This is a genomic window from Paenibacillus sp. FSL K6-3182 (genome assembly GCF_037976325.1).
GTDB lineage: Bacteria > Bacillota > Bacilli > Paenibacillales > Paenibacillaceae > Pristimantibacillus.
The window spans coordinates 1,767,125-1,787,399 of the sequence record NZ_CP150265.1 but is presented as its reverse complement, the minus strand read 5'-3'; the positions used below and the strand labels follow the sequence as shown (position 1 = coordinate 1,787,399).

At 45.2% G+C, this 20,275-nt stretch carries 16 protein-coding genes; 1 reads left to right on the top strand and 15 read right to left on the bottom strand.

From position 1 onward, the window contains the following. Positions 1-3 precede the first annotated feature (3 nt). The 14 genes from MHH56_RS07785 to ilvB form a co-directional block, all read right to left on the bottom strand. A complete protein-coding gene (locus MHH56_RS07785) occupies positions 4-2,919 on the bottom strand; it encodes a 2-oxoglutarate dehydrogenase E1 component (protein ID WP_339207570.1) in 2,916 nt (971 codons plus the stop codon). 293 nt (positions 2,920-3,212) lie between these two features. Beyond that, on the bottom strand, positions 3,213-4,217 hold the full coding sequence (locus MHH56_RS07780) for an alpha/beta fold hydrolase (protein ID WP_339207569.1): 1,005 nt from the start codon (positions 4,215-4,217) through the stop codon (positions 3,213-3,215). A 166-nt stretch (positions 4,218-4,383) separates the two neighbouring features. Continuing rightward, complete coding sequence (locus MHH56_RS07775; protein ID WP_339207568.1) at positions 4,384-5,091, bottom strand: DNA alkylation repair protein; 708 nt, start codon at positions 5,089-5,091, stop codon at positions 4,384-4,386. Positions 5,092-5,183: 92 nt separating this feature from the next. Then, the gene (locus MHH56_RS07770; protein WP_339207567.1) at positions 5,184-6,707 is read right to left on the bottom strand and encodes a leucyl aminopeptidase; all 1,524 of its coding nucleotides are present in this window, start codon (positions 6,705-6,707) and stop codon (positions 5,184-5,186) included. Positions 6,708-6,939: 232 nt separating this feature from the next. Next, complete coding sequence (locus tag MHH56_RS07765) at positions 6,940-8,310, bottom strand: ATP-binding protein (protein ID WP_076268001.1); 1,371 nt, start codon at positions 8,308-8,310, stop codon at positions 6,940-6,942. Positions 8,311-8,508: 198 nt separating this feature from the next. Next, the gene (locus MHH56_RS07760; RefSeq protein WP_339207565.1) at positions 8,509-9,828 is read right to left on the bottom strand and encodes an anti-sigma factor domain-containing protein; all 1,320 of its coding nucleotides are present in this window, start codon (positions 9,826-9,828) and stop codon (positions 8,509-8,511) included. Next, positions 9,825-10,640 (bottom strand): RNA polymerase sigma factor SigI, encoded by an 816-nt coding sequence (gene sigI, locus MHH56_RS07755; RefSeq protein ID WP_339207564.1) that lies wholly within the window; start codon positions 10,638-10,640, stop codon positions 9,825-9,827. Before sigI ends, MHH56_RS07760 begins: the two co-directional genes overlap by 4 nt. A 231-nt stretch (positions 10,641-10,871) precedes the next feature. Then, positions 10,872-11,288 carry a hypothetical protein gene (locus MHH56_RS07750; protein ID WP_076268004.1) on the bottom strand — a complete coding sequence of 139 codons (417 nt, stop codon included), beginning with the start codon at positions 11,286-11,288 and terminating at the stop codon, positions 10,872-10,874. 350 nt (positions 11,289-11,638) lie between these two features. After that, positions 11,639-12,187 carry a peroxiredoxin gene (locus tag MHH56_RS07745; protein WP_076268005.1) on the bottom strand — a complete coding sequence of 183 codons (549 nt, stop codon included), beginning with the start codon at positions 12,185-12,187 and terminating at the stop codon, positions 11,639-11,641. A gap of 144 nt (positions 12,188-12,331) precedes the next feature. Continuing rightward, positions 12,332-13,411: a 3-isopropylmalate dehydrogenase gene (gene leuB / locus MHH56_RS07740; RefSeq protein ID WP_339207563.1), complete on the bottom strand. Its 1,080-nt coding sequence runs from the start codon at positions 13,409-13,411 to the stop codon at positions 12,332-12,334. Between the two features lie 365 nt (positions 13,412-13,776). Then, positions 13,777-15,321: a 2-isopropylmalate synthase gene (locus MHH56_RS07735; RefSeq protein WP_339207562.1), complete on the bottom strand. Its 1,545-nt coding sequence runs from the start codon at positions 15,319-15,321 to the stop codon at positions 13,777-13,779. 120 nt (positions 15,322-15,441) lie between these two features. After that, a complete protein-coding gene (gene ilvC / locus MHH56_RS07730) occupies positions 15,442-16,434 on the bottom strand; it encodes a ketol-acid reductoisomerase (RefSeq protein WP_076268008.1) in 993 nt (330 codons plus the stop codon). A 123-nt stretch (positions 16,435-16,557) separates the two neighbouring features. Then, positions 16,558-17,043: an acetolactate synthase small subunit gene (gene ilvN, locus MHH56_RS07725; RefSeq protein WP_076268009.1), complete on the bottom strand. Its 486-nt coding sequence runs from the start codon at positions 17,041-17,043 to the stop codon at positions 16,558-16,560. Further along, positions 17,040-18,785 carry a biosynthetic-type acetolactate synthase large subunit gene (gene ilvB / locus MHH56_RS07720; RefSeq protein ID WP_339207561.1) on the bottom strand — a complete coding sequence of 582 codons (1,746 nt, stop codon included), beginning with the start codon at positions 18,783-18,785 and terminating at the stop codon, positions 17,040-17,042. Before ilvB ends, ilvN begins: the two co-directional genes overlap by 4 nt. Positions 18,786-19,299: 514 nt before the next feature. On the opposite strand from ilvB, the gene MHH56_RS07715 reads away from it, so the two are divergent. Continuing rightward, positions 19,300-19,800, top strand: a complete 501-nt coding sequence (locus tag MHH56_RS07715) for a GNAT family N-acetyltransferase (RefSeq protein ID WP_339207560.1) — start codon at positions 19,300-19,302, stop codon at positions 19,798-19,800. A 14-nt stretch (positions 19,801-19,814) separates the two neighbouring features. Here MHH56_RS07715 and MHH56_RS07710 read toward each other — a convergent pair whose 3' ends face one another. Then, on the bottom strand, positions 19,815-20,195 hold the full coding sequence (locus MHH56_RS07710; RefSeq protein ID WP_339207559.1) for a hypothetical protein: 381 nt from the start codon (positions 20,193-20,195) through the stop codon (positions 19,815-19,817). Between the last annotated feature and the right edge of the window lie 80 nt (positions 20,196-20,275).

Genomic DNA, 20,275 nt, shown 5'->3' with positions numbered 1-20,275 from the left:
TCACTACCCCCTAATCAAACTTGTTTCAACTGGTTTGCCGTTCAATGCTGTCGAAATAATCCATTTTTGTTCTGCGGCATGTACTTCTTGGTGTCCGCTTGCAGTACTTGAGCGATCAGGTCTGCCAACGTAGCGAACAGCTGCTTTCTTAGGAGCTAACGCGCGAAGACGCGGTTCCATGAAGCTCCATGACCCCATGTTTTGCGGTTCTTCTTGTACCCATACGATTTCTTCAAGCTTGTCGAATTGCTTCACAATGCGTTCGATTTCTGCATGAGGGAACGGATACAACTGCTCTACTCTTGCAACGCGCAGCCATTCATAATCTTCAGCATTTGTCGATGCAAGCGCCTCTTCAATATCGATAGCTACTTTACCTGTGCAAAGAAGCAAACGTTTTACTTTATCCTTCTGTTCCTTCGGCTCTGTCAGCTTGAATTGCGGAAGCACCGGCTTGAATGAGCCTTCGCTGAACGCAACACCATGCGACGCAACACGAGGGTTTCGGATCAAGCTCTTAGGCGCCATTAGAACGAGCGGACGAACATGCTCCGTGCCAAGCGACGCTGCTTGCTTGCGCAGCAAGTGGAAATATTGAGCGGACGTTGAAAGGTTCGCAACGGTCCAGTTGTTATCAGCTGAAAGCTGAAGGAAACGTTCAAGTCTAGCGCTTGAATGCTCCGGTCCTTGGCCTTCATAGCCATGCGGCAGCAGAATCGTAATGCCTGATTTTTGCGACCATTTCGCACGGCCAGCTGAGATGAATTGGTCAAAAATAACTTGGGCAACGTTGGCAAAGTCACCATATTGCGCTTCCCAGATAACAAAGGTTTCAGGCGCAAATACGTTGTAGCCATATTCAAAGCCGAGTACTGCCGTTTCCGACAATGGGCTGTTATGAACAGCAAAGGATGCTTTCGCTTGCGGCAAAATGTGCAGCGGCGAGAACTTAGCTGCCGTCGCATTATCATTAAGCATGATGTGACGATGTGCAAACGTTCCGCGCTCCGAATCCTGACCGCTTAGACGAATAGGTGTACCGTCTGCAAGAATCGTTGCGAATGCAAGCGTCTCGGCATGTGCCCAGTCAACCTTTTCCCCATCGTTCAAAGCTGAAGCTCTGCGCTGCAAAATACGTTGAAGCTTCGTATATTCGGTGAAGCCTTCTGGACGGTTAAGCAGCTCCAGGTTGATTTCACGAAGCGTCTCAAGCGGAACTGCAGTGCGTACTTCTTCGCCTGTAGGTAGCGTTGTTTTGTTTTGCTCACCGCGAAGCTTCGGCTCGCCTTCCTTCGCTTTCATTGCATCATAGGCTGCTTGCAGCTTGCCGTTCGTACGTTGACGCAATTCTTCAACCTGCGCTTCCGTAATCGCCTTCTCACCCTTCAACTGTTCGCTGTAAAGCACGCTTACGGTCGGATGATTGCGAACCTTTGCATACATCAGCGGTTGTGTTACTTCTGGATCGTCCATTTCATTATGGCCGAAACGACGGTAACCAATCAAATCAATAACAAAACCTTTATTGTAGCGGAGACGGTATTCACAAGCGAGGCGTACTGCTGCCAAGCAAGCTTCCGGCTCATCCGCATTTACGTGTACGATTGGAATGTCGAAGCCTTTCGCAAGATCACTTGCGTAATGCGTCGAACGTGAATCAATGCTGTTCGTCGTAAAGCCGAGGCGATTATTTGCGATAATATGAATCGTACCGCCATTGTGATAACCTTGCAGCTTGTTGAAATTGAGCGTTTCCGCAACAATTCCTTCACCAATGAAAGCCGCGTCGCCGTGAACGGCAATCGTCACTGCTTTCGCTGGATCTTGTGTAGGCATTCCCCGCTTGCTGCGATCTTCTTGAGCAGCGCGTGTGAAGCCTTCAACTACTGGATTAACAAATTCCAAGTGGCTCGGGTTGTTCGCAAGGGTAAGATTCGCACGAATCGTTTCGCCTTCCTTCACAGCTCTGTCAGCACCTAGATGATATTTTACGTCGCCGGTCCAGCCATAATTAAGGCCCATTGATCCTTCAGACGGAATAAGCTCTTTATTCGGAGCATGGTGAAATTCAGAAAATATTTTCTCATAAGGCTTGCCAAGTACATGCGTCAGTACGTTGAGACGACCGCGATGCGCCATGCCCATAAGGATATGGTTTGCTCCATCATGCGCTACGGAGCGGACGATTTCATCAAGCACTGGCACGAGCATATCTACGCCCTCGATAGAGAAACGTTTTTGTCCAACGAATGTCCGGTGCAAGAAGTTCTCGAAATACTCAACTTCCATTAGACGCTCAAGCAGCGCTGAACGTTCTCTTGCAGACAGCGGTGCTGGGAAGCTTCCCGACTCCGCCTGTTTGTTAAGCCAATTGCGTTCACTCTCATCATGAATATGTGTAAATTCATACGCCGCTGAACGGGTATAAATCTCTCTCAAGCGGTTGATTGCTTCCCAGCCATTCGAGATTGATGCTGGCGCATTATCCCAAATAAGTGATGCTGGAATAGAAGTTAAATCCGCTTGCGTAAGTCCGAAAGTTTCTGGCTCAAGCAGCTTTGTATCAGCAGCAGGGCTGAAGCCGAGCGGATCAATATCTGCAGCTAAATGGCCGTATCTGCGAATGTTCAGCATTAGCTGATGCGCAGCGACAACCTTTTTCAACATATTTGAATCAATCGGACCAGGTGCTGCTGCATGTGATGCAGCCTTTTGCTCGCTTGGCTTAGCCGTAATGCTCGGAGCTTCTCCTTGTAGTGTAGCCGGAGGTTCCCCGAAACGTACAAAAAGCTCACGAACTGTAGACTCCACGGAGTCTGGATCAGTTAAGAAACGCTCGTATTGCTCCTGCACATACCCAAGGTTGGGGCCATAGTAGCTTTGCCAAGGCGAATAATTTCGCTCATCATGGTTGCTCATTGCAGAAAATTCCACCCTCTCTATTCATTGCCATCCTATTATTTTCTAAGGCGATGCTCGCCATACATGCTCGCCAACTTGCACTTGCCTAAATCGTTTTCAATAATAATCAAGCAAACACTAATCCCTTAACATATAAAGGGAAAAGTAAGAAAAATGAACATGTGTCAGGGACACAGTTTTAAAGCTCATATATATTCTAGTACATAGTACGCTCTCCATCCATAACCATATTGGCATCGATATCATCCATTTGAAGCATTGATTGTCTCTTTTGGACAACTAATTGAGCATTAATTCTGATCTTGCTGCTCGATTGCATCAATTGAAGGCTTTAGGCCGTTTTTCAGCGCTTCCTGTAAAAACAAAATCGATTCTCGGTTCTGGTATTCGCTTACCTCATGACCTGAAAATGGATAATCATTTAGCTGCTTAAGCGATCGTATCCGATTGTATACGGCGTAGATGGTCTCTGGCATACACACGGTATCTTTCCAGCCAACCGACATCAACACAGGCGCCTTAATGCGTTCAGCCAAATTCAACAGGTCAAAATGAGCTAGCGTAGACAACACTGCGTTGAGCCGATCAGGATACCTTTTAATGTACTGAGCAATTTCCGTAAGCGAGCTCGTCGAATTCATTAGGCCAAAATCCATATGGCACATGTTCGGAATATCGGCAACGACCGCGCTTACCTTGGAGTTCAGCGCTGCAGCAAGCAATGACAATCCGCCCCCCTGACTAGCGCCAACAACCGCAATCCGCGACTCGTCCACCTCATCCTGTAGGGCAGCTGTATCCACCGCTCTAACCGCATCCATTGTAATCGCCTGGTAGTAGCTGCGCTCGGTATTCGTTATTCCCTGTGAAACCCAGCCTTTGACGAAACCTTCATCAGAGGTTAACAAGTTGCCTGTTTCGCCACCTTGCCCTCTAGCATCAACTGCAAAGACGGCATAACCCAGCAGCAGCCATGCAGCATAACGCTCTGGTAGTCCCTTGTCGCCTGTATAACCCTGAAAAATAACGACACAAGGCAGCTTCGCACCGATTAATCCTTGCTGAGGCACGATGTATAACCCGTGAATAGGCGTATCATCTCCGCCTTTAAAAGTTAAACGCTCCGTTCTCACCGTTGTGATTGGAGTTTCAACCGTTTGTCTCCTCACATCAAGCGGCCTCTCTGCATAGCTGTTTAATACATTTTCCCAGTATTGATTTAACTCTTCAACATCCATCGTTACGGATGGCCGATAAGCTAATAAATCATTTTTCCTTCTATTTATTGCATGCATATAAGTATACCCCTATTCCACTATGTATTTTCGTTCCGACACACAAAGAAATTGTTCTTTGAGGCATAAATAAAATAAGCTATCTCAAGTTTAACTCATTGAGCCAAACCAAAAATAGCCTTTTTTGAAAATGAATTGTTCATTATATACCATAGGGCATTAACAGTTAGCAGATACATGTTTTTTTCTTAACGCCTGCTTTGCCCAAAGAAACTGTTTTTTGGATGTAATCACTAGCTAACGGGACCTTGCACGCTGTATTTCCGACATCTACATGTACCTTGCCGATGAATGCTGCAACGGCCTCTGCTTCTTCACGCAGCTCCGAGACATAAATACCGACAATCATAACGAAGGTGTTCATCGTATAACGAACACGATTTTGCTCCGTATGAATAGTTTTCTTTATTCTGTTTAACAAAAAGCGAATTTCATCAAAATCCAGCTGCTCGTCCGGTGTAATAGAGATGTAATTCGCATAAGTGCTCCAGCCGCACGTTGACACCATTTCTTCCGAGGAGTCTATCCATTCTAATGCCAGCTCATGGGCAAAAGGGCTTTCCGCTGCGACACCTGCTACCGTATATTCTGCTGCCATGTACCAATAAGCTTGTTTGACCCATTGCTGCAGCGTCTCTTTAGCAATCGTTTTTGGATTAACTGAAAGTCCCGCCAAATACATCGCATCGCTATTACTGGACGCAAACAGCTTTAGCGCTAGCTCTTCGTCTTTTTTCACATATTTAACAAGCTTCTTCAAATCACCGATTTTCACACCAAAGAGCGGCTCCATCGCTCCATGACGAATGAAGGTCATTTTTGTTTGCTCATTGCCTAGCCGCTCTAATTCCTTCATTATCTCTTCATAGGTCATATGTCAGCCCTCCATTTTAGTCCACGTATTACTTCGCAAATAAAGGAGGTACGCCATGCGCGGCGAACCTCCAAATCATCACATCTCAATGCTTATTCTTGCTGTACAATCAATTCAACTAAAGTTCTAACCATGACACCGGTAGCTCCCTTAGGCTCCCAGCCTCTGCTCGAATCCAGCCATGCAGTTCCGGCAATATCGAGATGCACCCACGGCAATCCTTCGGCAAAATGTCCAATGAACAATCCGCCGGTTATCGTACCGGCATATCTTCCGCCGCTATTTTTCAAATCTGCTGCATCGCTTCTAATCTGCCGCTTATATTCCGGATAAGAAGGAAGCTGCCAGATTCGTTCGCCAGCTCTCTCTGACGCAAGCTGCACCTGTTTGTAGAGCTCGTCATTGTTTGTAATAGCGCCTGTTGCGTGCGTGCCCAAGGCTACGGATACGGCACCAGTTAACGTTGCCACATCGATCAGCTTCGTTGCTCCCCTTGTAATTGCGGTCGTAAGTCCATCTGCCAGCACTAATCTGCCTTCAGCATCGGTATTCACAATTTCAACGGTATGGCCGCTCATCATGCGCAGCACATCTCCAGGTTTAATCGCTCGGTCCGAAGGCATATTCTCAGCTGTCGGAATGACTGCGATAACGTTGATTGCTGGTTTCAGCTCTCCAATGACGCGAATAGCACCCAGCACAGCAGCTGCGCCGCCCATATCGGAAATCATATCCTGCATGCCTTCCGCTCTCTTCAAGGAAATACCGCCCGTATCAAACGTAATTCCTTTTCCGATTAGTCCCCATGCCTCTTCTGAATTTGGATTGCCTTTATAGTGAATAACGATCATACGCGGTGGATTTATGCTGCCTTGTCCAACGCCTAATAGACCGCCCATCCGCTGCTCAGCCGCGCTCCACTCGTCAATGACTTCTATTTCCAAATCAAGCTCACGCGCTAATTCCTCTGCATGATACGCCAACCGTTCTGGCGTAAGATCATTACCAGGCAGATTCGTAAGGTCTCTCGCCAAAATGACCCCTTCAACATACAATCGGCCTTTTGTTATCCCTTGTGTCCATAAAGCGGCTTCCTCCGCTGATGCAGCTGCTCCCTGTGGTACGAGTGCAACCTCTTTCAGCGAAAATCGCTCCGCTTTTTCCCGTTTTAACGGCTGTCGATCATGAAGTGCGAGCAGCAAGCCCTCAGTCAGCGCTTGTGCAGTAGACTCTGCTCCAAGGTTTTCAACTTGCCCTTCAACAAGTGCATCAGACAGTAGTACTTGCACATTTACCGCCTGTAATTTTTTCAATGCTTTGGCTGCAGCCGCTGCTGCAAGCCGCAGGCTCGTAGCTCCGCCATCCTGATCAAGGCCAACAAACACGATATGAGACGCAGGATACAATCCAAGCGTCGGCACAATCTCCGTTTGCTCCGAATCCGCTTTAAACAATCCTTTAGCATAACGTCCTCTAAGCGCTTCATCGATTTGCGGCTGTACGATCGGGGTAACTGCTTCTGATTGCGTCAACTCTTTTTTACTGACAAAACGAATAACCGCATCTAAATTTGCTTGCTCTGTACCGCGAACTCCGTATGTAAATTGAATACTCATTATTATTCCCTCGCTCTCCAAATGGATTTACCTAACCGAATCCATTTCATTTGAATCGTTTCAATCGCTTTTTTCAAACTCATTATACCTAAGCGTTCTCCTCTTTGCCATGTTTATAATTGCAGACTTGTCACTTAGCTATCATGATATGAAAAAGCAAAATACTCCCCGCCCACGATTGGGGGAGAGCATCCGATTCAATTCAGCTAAGCCAATCCATTTGCAGTGAACATTAAGCTAATGGCAGTGTCAGAATAAATTCAGTCCCTACCCCTAATTGACTATCCACTCTAATCGTACCATTATGATTGCGAACAATTCTGTAGCTTACTGATAAGCCTAACCCTGTACCCGACTGCTTCGTCGTAAAGAAGGGGTCAAACAATCTGCTCATCGTTGCTTTGTCCATGCCTTTTCCATTATCCTTAATAATAATTTCGGCAAATTGTCCATTTCCACGCGTAATAATATCAATAAGGCCTCTACGCTCGCTCTGAACTTCTTCAATCGCATCGAGTGAATTTTTAATAATGTTCAAAATAACCTGCTTCACTTGTTTAACATCAATCGAGACGAGATGCTCTGAGCAGTAACACTCCGCTTTAATTTCGCAATTCCGCATCAAAGCTTCACTTTCGGTCAGAAGCACAACCTCTTTTATTAAATGATCGATAGACACCAATTGTTTCATTGGTGCTGATGGCTTGGACGAATTTAGAAATTCATAAATGATATCATTTGCCCGGTCGATTTCCGTTAAAATAATACGAGCGTATTCTTCTTTGCCCACTTCCAGTAAATATGGCCGCAATAGCTGAATAAAGCCGCGAATGCTTGTCAACGGATTACGAATTTCATGTGCAATTGCAGCAGCAATTTTCCCGAGCATGGCAAGCTTGTCGTTTTGCAATGCCGTCTGCTCAATTTGCTTATATTCAGAAACATCCTTCACGCTAATTAAAAAATCACCGTCTAACTGATCACCGTATGTAACCGTTACCAATAAATGTTTACCATCTTTGTGTTGGAACTCATAATACTTGCTATGCATGAGAAACATTTCTTTGTAGAGTCTAAGAACTGTTCGCTTCGTGCTGCTAGTAAGCCGCCGATGTCTTAATATTTCCTTTATCGTACAACCAATTAATGTTTTCCGAGGGATGTCGAGCAGCTTGGCCATTTGCACATTAATAAACGATAAAATTCCATCACTATCAAACAAAGCAATTCCGCTGTCCATGTGCTGCAAAACATTTTCATACTTATTTTTGACTCGTTCAAAGGAGCGGTTGGACCTGAAAAGCATCTCTCGCATTTCAGTGAATTTTTGCTCCGTTGATCTCTCTGGCTGCAAACGAAATCGGCAAGCAACCATAATCTCCATTAAAAAAACAAAGGAACGATTATATAATCGCACAGCCTCCTCCGAGTCAACATTTGCAGCCAAAGACTGTATGCATTCCTCATGTACGGCAATAATTTCTTCAGGGTTTATTCCGTAAAGCTCCTTGCCAAGCTCGTTAGCATGGAATAATGATACTTCCTTACCACTCCGAATATACTCGGCAAGCGCCGGGAAATAGCGCTTTCGAATGGCCAACATCTTGTACTCCTCCCCGGCAACATCTATAAATAACGGTTACAGTTACTACTAATCATAGGGCGAGTTTACAATCGCTGTCAATCGGAAATCCTGTCGAATTATGCACCGTAAATAGGAAAAAAGTCTGCCCGAAAGTCATCTAGGACTTTAGCCTACTGCATTCATTTCCTGCTATTTGTTCATTTTTATATCGGAAGTCTAATCATTATTGTTGCTCCCCCGACCTTTATACCATCTATCCCAATCGTGCTTCCATTCCTTATCTTTTTTATCATCATATCGATTTTTCCAATTATCATTTTCTTGTTTGCCTTGTTGACTGTTTACGTTATTATTGCGATTAGTATTGCGATCTCGATTTCGATCATTGTCATCATCATCATAATCATCATTATTTCGATCATGATTATGATTGTTATTATTTTTGTCGTCATCTTTATGATCGTTTTTACCGCCGCTCGGCTTTGTAGGCTGAACTGGCTTAGTTGGTTTCCCTGGCGTAATTACCGGCTTGTTGCCCCATGTCCCGTTTTTATTGGGCTTATTAGTTGCGTTTCCTTTATTTACTCCGCTAACGACAGGTTTAGTTGGTTTTTCCACTTTTACTGGCTTGTTTGCAGTTGGAGTCGTAGTCGGTTTAATCGGTTTCGGTTTCGTCTTTGTTTCTTCCTTTTGCTGCTTAACCTTATCCTCTTTTTCCAGTGCTACCAGCTTCTTGAGCTTTTCTTTGCTCGTATCTCCCGCATTGCTTACAATCGTCTTCACGCCGCCGATAGACGCTGTTGCCTGATCGATGGATTGCTTTTTCAATTGCTCCAATTCGATACTGTAGCCTTCATCCTTTGCCATTAAATATACGGCCATCTTGCCTGAAGAAATACCATTTATAGCTGCTTCCTCACGCACCTCATTAGGCAGCGACAACGTTGTAATTGTAGCGCTTGCTGCTTCTGCCTCAAGCTGAGCGAGCAGCATTCTCAGTTTCTCGTCGACTTTTCCCGTCAAAATATTCTCAAAATCGCCTTTACTCGCAAAATTGTCGTCTAATAAAACACTCGTAATAAAAATATCTTTGTTTGGCGTATCCAGGTAATGTGAGCCTTTAGCCCTCTCCAATATTGAAGCAGCAACCTCTTCCACATGAATACCTGCGTATTTGAGACCTTTAATAATGACTTCTCCATCTTCATTAAGTGCGCGAAGCTCACGTACCTTCTCGTTTTCATCGACGCCCAGCTCTACGCTTGGATTAATATCCATGCTCACGTAAGCAACTACGGATTGTGAGTCTCTTTGCATGAAAAATAAAAGTGGAACAAAGAGAATCAGAATAAGGGCGGCAGCACTTCCATACCAATAAATCGGCCTCTGGATGACGCGCTTCTTAAACTCTTCTTCGAATGTGACTTCTTCTCCGATTTGTGTAGTTCCCTGAATAGGGGCCTGCAAAAATTGACCGTCTGCCGTCATCACAACTGCATACTGCTTATGAATGCTCATAACGACTCCACGTTTCATTTGCTTGCCTCCTTATTCTCAACGATGTGCTCATCGGATATATGTAAATAATCATGCATGTAAGGGTATGTTCCAGAAATGATTAGTGCGATAGCAATAATGTATTTTCGATTTCTTTCCACCGTTTTGCGAGAAACACCGCACATTTCGGTCAGCTCTTTTACAGCCAGCTTATTCGTTTGCCTTAAAGAATCTAATAAGTCCGTTTCACTTACAAGCGTTTGCGCGATACCAATCAACAGCTTTCTTGAATCGGTATGCTTGGGAGAATTGTCTACCAATTCTGCAAAGGAAATGCCAAATCGCAAAAGCTCTTGATTAAGCTCAGTAATCTCAAGCCTTCTCTCGTCCTCTGTGCGCTTCATTTCAAATGCAGTCATCGCTTGTCTTGTCTCGACTGAATTATATTGAGGCTGCTCCTCATCCTCTGAGTCGAACATACTGTAAGGCACAACCTGAGAATGCCTCTGTTCTTTTCGGACATGGTCAATAAGCCGACGACGAATGACGGTTTCAGCAAATCCGAGAAATGATTTTCCAGCACTGCTGGAAAATTGATTGATGGCTTCATTAAATGCGAGCAGCGCTATGCTGAATTCATCATCTCGACTCGGATCGATATACCGTTTACAAAATCGACTTGTAACTTTGATTATATAAGGCTTATAGTCTGCTATGAACTGCTCACGCAGCAGCTCGTCACCTTCACGAATTTGAGCAACCCATTGTTCTGGAGTGAGCTTCTGCTCATCCTCTGCTACTTTGGCAGAAACAGACTTCCGCAGAAAGCGTTTGAACAAAACAAGTAACAACCGCTCCACCTCACTATTAGTATGATTCGTTTCTGTCTGCCCGGTTTCGGGGGGTACATTCTGAGAAAATCTTAATTTACATTAAAAAGCATCTTTAGTGTCCTTTATATCGCCAGAGAACCGTTGATTGAGAAACAAACGAACTTAAAAAATTACAAAATGATACATTTTTATATTTTCAAAAAAAGAAAAGCCCCCGTGAAGGAGGGCTCACCATTCATGTTTAAAAAACTAAACGGAAGTACGGCGTTGACGGAGCTTATTCCTTCTATTGTTGAGCATCCCTAGACGCTTCTTAAGAACAAGCTGCCATTCCGTATCCTCAATTTGCTTGGCAAAGCTTAGCAAATCAAGCGCCATATCGATTTGACTGTGGACAACATCCATTGGATCCTCATTCTCATGGTTAACACAATTCTCAAGCAGCGCCTTGCCTTCTTGCTCTACGTACTCCTGAAAATCAACTTCAGCAGCACCGTCGCCATGTGCATATTCGGCTAGTATCTCATATTCATTTTCGATTAAATAATGAATATCTACACGGTGACAGACAGGACAAAACATAATGGGCACATTGTGAATATGCGTCCGAATATGCTTAAGTGTACCTTTTGTTCCAATCATACTAGCTCCACAGCAAAAACTCATTGACGACTCCTCCTTAGAGGTTTGCGTAGCAAACCTATCTTCGTAAGCATCAACTTAGGTTTGCGCAGCAAACCTATCTTCGTAAGCATCATCTTAGGTTTACGTAGTAAACCTATCTTCGTAAGCATCAACTTAGGTTTACGTAGTAAACCTATCTTAACAACCATCATCTAAAGTTTGCGTTAACAAACCTATCATTTTTTATTATCTGTTGCTAAGTATACCATATTCGCTCTGCATGGACGAAATTCCTGCTTTCTCCTCACATTATCCGTATCGCTATGTAGACAAAAACAAAACCCGTACCATTAAATGGCACGGGTTTTGTTTTTACTGCTATTCGAAATATATTATTTCGATACCAATGTTTGTTGACCTGGTTTCCAGTTGATTGGGCAAAGACCACCGGATTGCAAAGCTTGCAATACGCGAAGAGTTTCGTCTACGCTGCGGCCAACGTTGTTGTGGTTAACAACTTGATATTGTACTTCGCCTTCTGGATTGATGATGAATAGACCGCGAAGAGCGATACCTTCTTCTTCAATCAATACACCGTAGTCACGAGCTACGCTTTTCGTAATATCAGCAGCAAGAGGGAATTCTAGTTGACCTAGACCATTATCGTTAACCGGCGTGTTGATCCATGCACGGTGACTATGTTTGCTATCAATGCTGACACCAAGAATTTCTGTGTTCAAGCTTTTGAATTCAGCTGCAGCCATGCTGAGTGCAGTAATTTCAGTTGGACATACGAATGTGAAATCTAGTGGGTAGAAGAACAATACCAACCATTTTCCTTTATAATCTGCAAGTGAAGCTGTACCGAAATCTTTACCATCACCTGTTGCCGTTTCCATTGAAAAATCAGGGGCCTGACGGCCTACCAAACGCTCTGCCATAATAGAAAACCTCCTTGACCTATCCATAAATTTTATTGTTTATGTCACTTCGTCTGTGTGACTTACCTAGTAAATAGTATCACTAGTTTATAAACAAGTCAATATTATAATCAATATTTATTTATAATGATTACAATCTAGATGTTATTTTCTAAGAGCAGCTACGATCAAATCGCCCATTTCTGTTGTGCCGATTGCTGTGCTCTTATCAACAGCAATATCACCTGTACGGTGGCCTGCATCAAGAACTTCTTTCACCGCTGCTTCAATTGCTGCAGCAGCTTCGTGGTAACCAAATGTAAGGCGGAACATAAGCGCTACGGAAAGAATTGTTGCAATTGGGTTGGAGATGCCTTGACCCGCGATGTCAGGTGCTGAGCCATGTACCGGCTCATACAAGCCGAAGCTGCCTTCGCCAAGCGATGCAGATGAGAGCATTCCGATTGAGCCAGTCAGCATTGCAGCTTCATCACTAAGAATGTCGCCGAACATATTTTCTGTTACGATGACATCAAAGCTCGAAGGACGACGAAGCAATTGCATTGCACAGTTGTCAACAAGCACGTGCTCTAGCTCTACCTCTGGGTATTCAGGAGCAATCCGGTTTACCACTTCGCGCCATAGACGGGATGTTTCTAGTACGTTTGCTTTATCAACAGAAGCAAGACGTTTGCCGCGAGTCATAGCGATATCGAATGCTTGACGAACGATGCGCTCGATTTCTTGCACGTTGTATACGCATGTATCAACCGCTTCTTCGCCGCCAGCGCCTTCACGACGGAATTTCTCGCCAAAGTAAATACCGCCAGTCAATTCACGAACAACGATGAGATCCGTGCCTTCAAGCACTTCTGGCTTCAAAGTTGAAGCTTCTTTCAAGCAATCGAATACGGTAGCTGGACGAATGTTTGAGAAAAGGCCAAGTGCTTTGCGAATGCCTAGCAAGCCTGTTTCTGGACGAAGCTCCTTGGAGTTGTTGTCCCATTTTGGTCCGCCTACTGCGCCAAGCAATACCGCGTCTGCACCTTTGCAAAGGTCAAGTGTTTCTTGCGGCAATGGTGTGCCTTTCTCGTCGATTGCAATACCGCCGAACAAGCCGTGTTCTGTTTCGAATTTGTAGCCGTAAAGCTCTTCGGTTTTTTTGAGCACTTTAAGAGCTTCGCCAACTACCTCGGGGCCGATACCGTCGCCGGCAATAACTGCAATTTTCTTAACTTCTGACATAATAATGTAACACTCCTCGTTTTAAGTTAAACTTGTCCATTCAACGTTTTCAAAAATATAAGAATTTATAAGTTTGTTAGCTTATAAAGGGCTTATATTTCACCGTCAAAGCTACTTCAGCGTCCAAAGGACGCCAAAGGCGTTTTGGCTTGGCGAATCCTGTTGAAAAATGCAAGTCTACACATTCATTCTCATTCTATTATCATTTGTACCATAAAAACGAGTTGATTACCAAGATATAAAATCTATTTACTCTATAGGCTGTAACTATAGGGTCTTTGATTATCCCTTTTTTGAAGCTATATCTATCAAAGAACAAAAAAACAGTCCGCCCAAAGGTTATACTCTGGCGAACTGCTTTCTTTTTAGATTAGACTCATCTTATCGCGGCGACCTGGCGTCTTGCGCTTCTCGATCAGTCGATTAAGTGCATCGATGTATGCTCGCGCGCTAGCTTCAAGAATGTCCGTGCTAAGTCCACGTCCTTGAGCAGAAACATCATCCTGCTTTAGTACAACATGAACCTCACCTTGCGCATCCTTGCCTTGCGATACGGATTTGATCGAATAATCTTCAAGCTCCACGACTTCCTGTGTCACCTTATCGATCGCGTTATAGATGGCGTCTACGGAACCGTTGCCGATTGCCGCTTCATCTATGATCTCACCCTCCGCTTTACGAATCCGAACGGATGCGCTTGGCGTAGATTGATTGCCATAACTGACTTGAATCATTTCTAATTTAAATACTTCCGGCGTATCAATTAGCTTCTCTTCAAGCAGAGCAAGAATATCCTCATCACTTACGGTTTTCTTGCGATCTGCCAAATCTTTAAATTTAGCAAATGCCGCATTAACCGCTTCGTCCTCAAGCTCATAACCTAGGTCGATCAGCTTCTCACGGAACGCATGGCGTCCTGAATGCTTGCCAAGCACCAGCTTGGATTCCTTCAGTCCGATCGTATCCGGTGAAATGATTTCATACGTCGTTTTTTCTTTCAGCATGCCATCCTGATGAATACCAGATTCATGCGCGAATGCATTGGCACCAACAATTGCTTTGTTGCCTGGAACGACCATGCCCGTCAGCTTGCTGACAAGGCGGCTCGTCTTGGCAATTTCTTTCAGGTTCAGCGTCGTTTGAGCTCCGAAGTAGTCCGGGCGCGTAGCAAGCGCCATTGCAATCTCTTCGATCGCTGTGTTACCAGCGCGCTCCCCAATACCATTGATCGTACCCTCAACTTGATCTGCACCATTCAAGATCGCTGCCAGCGAATTTGCAGTCGCCATGCCGAGATCATTGTGACAATGTGCGCTCAGCTGAATTTTTTCGATATTCGGTACATTTTCCTTCAACACCTTGAAGATGTTCCCGAATTCTTGCGGATTCATATAACCGACCGTGTCCGGAATGTTTACGACCGTTGCTCCCGCTTTAATGGCCATCTCAACGACCTGACACAGAAAGTCCAGCTCTGTACGTCCTGCATCCTCTGCTGAGAATTCAACTTTGTCAAAATATTGCTTTGCATACCGAATGGCACGCTCTGCCGTTTCAAGCACCTGCTCCTTCTCCATCCGCAGCTTATGCTTGCGGTGAATCGGACTTGTAGCAAGAAATACGTGAATGCACGGATCCTGTGCGCCGATAAGCGCTTCACGAACAGCATCGATATCCTGCTCACGCGAGCGAGAGAGTCCGATAACTGTAGCATTTTTAACTGCTCGTGCTACCGCATTAACTGCAGCAAGGTCTCCCGGAGACGCAGCAGGGAAGCCAGCTTCCATGCGGTCCACTCCCAGCCTTTCAAGCTGAAGGGCAATCTCTACCTTTTCCTTCGTGTTCAGGTTAACCCCAGGAGATTGCTCTCCATCACGAAGCGTTGTATCGAAAACATATATTTTCCGCATTTGTGCAATGCACCTCCGTGAACAAAATGATCCCGGTGCGCTCGGACCACATGGCGATACTACGTGCTCATCGTCAAACGATCCGGCGAACCGGGATATTTTCCTACATTCTATCTTTTATTACTTCTTGATCCAGTGCATCAATTCACGAAGCTGTGCGCCTGTTTTTTCAATCGGGTGAGCAGCTTCATTACGGCGAGTAGCTGTAAGCATTGCACGGTTCGATTGGTTTTCCAAGATGAAGTCACGAGCAAAACGACCGGATTGGATATCTTCCAATACACGTTTCATTTCTTTTTTCGTTTCTTCAGTAACAATGCGAGGACCAGTTACATAATCGCCGTATTCAGCTGTGTTGGAGATAGAATCGCGCATGGACGCCATTCCGCCTTCATACATCATATCAACGATCAATTTAAGCTCGTGCAAGCACTCGAAGTAAGCCATTTCTGGAGCGTAGCCAGCTTCAACAAGCGTTTCAAAACCAGCTTTAACTAGTGCAGTAGCACCACCGCAAAGAACAGCTTGCTCACCGAACAAATCTGTTTCTGTTTCTTCTTTGAAAGAAGTTTCGATAACGCCTGCACGAGTACAGCCGATACCTTTAGCATATGCAAGACCGATAGCTTTAGCATTGCCAGTAGCATCTTGCTCAATAGCGATTAGTCCAGGAACGCCAAAGCCTTCTTGGTACGTACGGCGAACCATGTGACCAGGAGATTTCGGAGCTACCAAGAATACATCTGTATCTTTGTTTGGAACGATTTGTCCGTAGTGAATGTTGAAGCCGTGGGAGAACATAAGAGCCGCGCCTTTTTTCAAGTTAGGAGCGATTTCATCATTGTACACTTTCGCTTGTGTTTCATCAGGAAGCAAAATTTGAACAACGTCAGCCACTTTAGTTGCTTCAGCAACTGTAAGTACTTCGAAACCATCTTTTTTAGCAACGTCTGCGGATTTACCAGGACGAAGACCAATAACAACTTTCAAGCCGCTGTCGCGAAGATTTTGTGCTTGAGCGTGACCTTGGCTGCCGTAACCGATAACTGCAATTGTTTTACCTTGTAGTACGCCTTGATCAGCGTCTTTTTCATAGTACATTGTAACTGCCATATTAATAATTGCCTCCTTTAGTTTAACCCTTTTGAGCGGGTGTTTAAGCAGAGAATGACCCTTAAGCAGCGGTTCTCCCCTTAAACTCCCGCTCAAAGCGGGATGTTGAATGATGAACTCTTATTACTTGGAATTGCCTCTGTTTAATGCTGTTACTCCTGTGCGCGACAGTTCACGAATGCCATACGGTTTAAGCAATTCAACCATAGCATCGATTTTTTCAGTGTCCCCTACTACTTGTACCATAAGCGAATGAGTGCCAATGTCCACAACCGCTGCGCGGAAAGTTTCAACAACACCTAAAATTTCCGGACGAGATGCTGGCTCTGCATTCACTTTAATGAGTGCAAGCTCGCGGCCAACCATTGGATTTGAGCTAAGATCAATGACCTTAATAACGTCAATCAGCTTATAAAGCTGCTTCGTTACTTGCTCGAGCGTATGATCATCACCAGAAGTGACGATGACCATACGCGACAAGCCTGCTTCTTCACTGGAACCAACCGTTATGCTTTCAATGTTGAAGCCGCGGCGTCCGAACAAACCAGATACGCGCTGTAGAACGCCGGGCTGATCGTTAACGATTACTGCGATCGTGTGTTTTTTCATTCCGCATCCCCCATGATCATTTCGTCGATGGTGCTTCCTTGCGCTACCATTGGGTACACGTTCTCTTCTTTCCGAACGACGAACTCAACAACAGCCGGACCAGGATGGCGTAATGCTTCTTCCCATGCGGCACGCGCTTCTTCTTTGTTCGTTGCGCGGAAGCCTTTAACTCCGTAAGCTTCTGACAGCTTCACAAAGTCTGGGCTGCCTGAGAGATCAATATGACTGTAGCGGTTGTCATAGATAAGCTCCTGCCACTGTCTTACCATACCGAGCACCTGATTATTGATAATTACTACCTTAACCGGAATGTTGTTAATTGCGCAAATCGCAAGCTCTTGCGCACACATTTGCATCCCGCCGTCCCCATTAATGGAAACGACTACGCGATCCGGATTCGCCATTTGAGCGCCGATAGCAGAAGGGAATCCGAAGCCCATTGTGCCTAGCCCTCCGGAAGTAACCCATGAACGAGGCTTGTTGAACTTGTAATACTGAGCAGCCCACATTTGATGTTGACCAACGTCAGTTGTTACAATCGCATCTCCATTCGTTGTCTCATGGATCAGCTCTACAACCCACTGCGGCTTAAGCTCAACGTCAGAATCCGTATAGCTGAACGGATATTGCTCACATGAAGCTTTGAGCTTCGCACGCCAATCATCCGCTTTATCTGCGCGTTTCGCGAGCTTATTTACAATCTCAAGAACAGTCTTCACATCGCCGACAATCGGGATGTCTGTTGGTACGTTTTTGCCGATTTCCGCTGGATCGATATCGATGTGTACGATTTTCGCCAGTGGAGCAAAGCCCGCAAGCTTGCCGGTTACGCGGTCATCGAAACGAGCGCCAATATTAATTAGCAAGTCTGCGCTTTGAATCGATTTATTTGCCGTATATGTGCCATGCATGCCTGGCATGCCTAGGAATAAATCATTGCCGCTTGGGAAAGCTCCCAAACCAAGCAATGTTGTTGTAATTGGTATTTGCGTTTTAGTAACGAATTCGAACAGCTCTTCATGTCCGCCAGAGTAAACGACTCCGCCGCCTGCTAGTATAAGCGGGCGCTCCGCTTGCTCAATCGCCTTAATCAGTTTATCCACTTGATTCTTGTTAGGCGTGACCGTTGGATTGTAACCACGGATGCTAACTTCTGTTACTGGCTTGAACAATGTCTTAGCCGCTGAGATGTCCTTCGGAATATCGATCAATACTGGACCTTTGCGCCCGGTATTGGCAATATGGAATGCTTCGTGAATAATACGAGGCAAATCCTCAACGTCGCGAACCAAGTAGCTGTGTTTAGTGATTGGCATTGTGATTCCCGTAATGTCTGCTTCTTGGAATGCATCGCTGCCAATCAGGCTGGAGATGACATTACCAGTAATAACAACTAGTGGTACGGAATCCATATATGCAGTTGCAATTCCCGTCACGAGGTTTGTTGCACCAGGACCTGATGTAGCGATACATACGCCTACTTTGCCGCTTGCGCGGGCGTAACCGTCTGCCGCGTGAATCGCGCCTTGCTCATGCCGTGTTAGTAAATGATTGAAATCGGGGTTTCCGTGCATCGCGTCATAAATGTACAACACTGCTCCACCTGGATAGCCGAACACACAATCTACACCCTCAAGCAATAGACTTCTTAGCAAAATTTCCGAACCAGAAATAACCTCAGGTTTCGAAATTCTTTCCTTCATTTCCTCTTTTGACTTCAGTGTTGCACCTTGCGTTATCATCAGTCATCCTCCTCTCAGAAAAAACAAAAAAACCTCTCGTTCCTCATGCTCCAATACGAAGCAACGAGGGACGAAAGGTATATCTTCCGTGGTACCACCCAAATTCGTTACACATCTCCCGATGTATAACCTCTACAAGTAAGAACGTCATGCATATACGTTCTACCAATGGCACTGTAACGCTTGCCCTGCGATTCCCCCTAATAGGCAACACATGGTTGCTTTTCAAGGAAACAGCTCCGAGGTGAGCTCGTAGAAAAGGGATTTTGGCGATGGTTGCAGCTAATCCATCCGCTCTCTGTTCAAAAGGGCCCTAAGCACTTCGTCCTCATCAATGCTGATTTTGTATTTACCACATGGTACGAATACCAGTACGTGGTAGATAAGACTTTCCTTATTATATGCCGTGAATCTCAGTTCGTCAAGAACCATAAACAACTCTTGTTGTAAAATGTATTCGGCGCAATCCTTTAGCGCGCTACATATACTAGTTTAGCCCTAATGCGGCAAATTCATGCTGCGTCCCAGATCCATTTGGCGCGGTAGAAATGGAATGATGAGCATGATTCGTATTTATGAGCCAAGGTATGATCAAGCCGAAGTGGTTCGCCTCATTCGCAATGAGCTTATTCCCTTATCCCATACGGTACACCAACATGATGCGCAAACGATTCGAGAGCTCCCAAAGCGTTTCCGTCGCGGTGTTACTTTTGTAGCATCCTTATCTAAAAAAAGCCCTCCAGTCTCCTTCATCCATTTTGAAGTGATGGGTGAGGTGCTTTATTTAGATATGATGGTCACGCATCCTGATCACCGGAATAGACACTGGGGCAGAAAATTAATAGCTCATAGCGAAGCTTACGGCAAAACGCAGAATTGCAAAGTTGCCAGGCTGTTTGTCGATCAGGTTAATGGTAAAGCACATCAACTCTATAGTAAGCTTGGTTACTATACCGTCCAATACTATCCTGAGCTGCGCTGCTACGAATTACTTAAACCGCTCACCCCGCTATGATTACTTAATTGCCATTAAAAACCGTTGTAGCCCTGGTTTCCATAACCGCCGTAGCCAGCATTACCGTTATAACCAGCATTGCCACCATAGCCACCATAGTTGCCATTACCGTATTGGTTAAAATTGTTGTTGCAGCAGTTGCCGCCGCCGTAGCCACCACCAAAGCCGCCGCCCCATAAAGGAAGCGTGCCGATGGCAAGAAGGTCAAACAATACGAGAGGCAAAATTGCTTTCGTTTGCACGAGCTTGCCTTTGTCTTTTTCGAGTGGAGCGACGATCAGTTTATTTTGGTGTACCCGAACGAGCTTGCCAGTGACGACAGAGCCGTCAGGACGTACTGCATAAATGGATTTGCCGACCAGTTTCCGTACTTGCTGCTTGGAAACGTTACGCATGCGAAATCCCTCCCTTCCCGTTGTCCTACAGCATATTCGCGGAGGGTGGCATCCGTCTGTTTATTTGTCCTCTGCTCCAA